We start from the raw sequence: 1,118 nt of genomic DNA on the forward strand, positions 1-1,118 counted from the left end.
TGTACTAACCCGGTTGGTTGGTGACGCGGCTGGCGGGTGAGGCGCCTTTGAGGGCGGTGTGGGGCCTGTGGTGATTGTAGTGCTCGATGAAGTCCTGGTAACAAGCCTGGCGTTCGGTTTCTGAGCTGTAGGCCTTGGCGTAGGCCCATTCCTCCTGGAGGATGCGGTTGAAGCGTTCGACCTTGCCATTTGTCTGGGGCCGGTAGGGTCTGGTGCGCTTGTGGCTGATGCCTGCTTCGGCGAGGACCTTGCCGAAAGTGCGGGAGCGGTAGCAGGAGCCGTTGTCAGTCATCACGCGCTGGATCCTGACGCCCAGGGTTTCGAAAGCGGCGATGGCGTTGCGCATGAACGCGGACGCGGTCGCCTGGGTTTCATCCGGCAGGATCTCGGAATAGACAAACCGGGAATGGTCATCGACCGCGTGGTGGATGAAGGAGTAGCCCCGGACCTGGCCGCGGTCCGTGCGGCGGCCTTCGGCCAGGTTCCGTGCCCTGGCATTCGCTTCGCCCTGCACGCGTCCGTGGACCCGGTGACCGCCGCCGTTGGGGATCCGGCCGAGCTTCTTCACATCGACGTGGACCATCTCGCCGGGCCAGGCATATTCATACCGGCGGGCACGGTCCCGGCCGCGGAGCCTGGCCCCGGTGGCCGGGTCGGTGAAACGCAGCGGCGGACAGAGGTAACGGGTCAGGATCCGGTGGACCGTGGAGATGTTCAGGTGCAGATGGTACGCGATCCGCGCCGGACCCCAGCGCCGGCTCACCCGCAGGCCCAGCGCCCGCCGTTCAGTCCGCACGCCGGTACGGTGCGGGCATGTCAGCGGCCGGCTCCCGCGGTCCTCCAGCCCGGACTCCCCGAACTCCCGATACCGTCCCGACCACCGCGCGGCGGTCGGGACTGAGACGTTGAACCGTTCGGCGGCCCGGCGCAACGGCCAGCCGTCAACCACGATGCAGCGGGCCAGCCGCAGCCGCCCCGAATAAGCCAAGAACGCGTTACGGTGGGACACGAGGACCTCCTGGATTGTGTTAGCTCTCGACAAGCACCACACAACACCCGGAGGTCCTCTTATTGCGACAAATCATCCCCTCGTGTCACCAACGTCCCGGGACAGTACA

1 protein-coding gene is annotated in these 1,118 nt (G+C 66.1%); it reads right to left on the reverse strand.

The window, feature by feature from the left end; translation table 11 throughout:
- Window positions 1-4: 4 nt before the first annotated feature.
- On the reverse strand, window positions 5-1,009 hold the full coding sequence (locus ACFVTM_RS23160) for an IS481 family transposase (protein ID WP_390206590.1): 1,005 nt from the start codon (window positions 1,007-1,009) through the stop codon (window positions 5-7).
- Window positions 1,010-1,118 lie beyond the last annotated feature (109 nt).

This window comes from Arthrobacter sp. NPDC058130 (genome assembly GCF_042884475.1).
Taxonomy (GTDB): Bacteria; Actinomycetota; Actinomycetes; order Actinomycetales; family Micrococcaceae; genus Arthrobacter.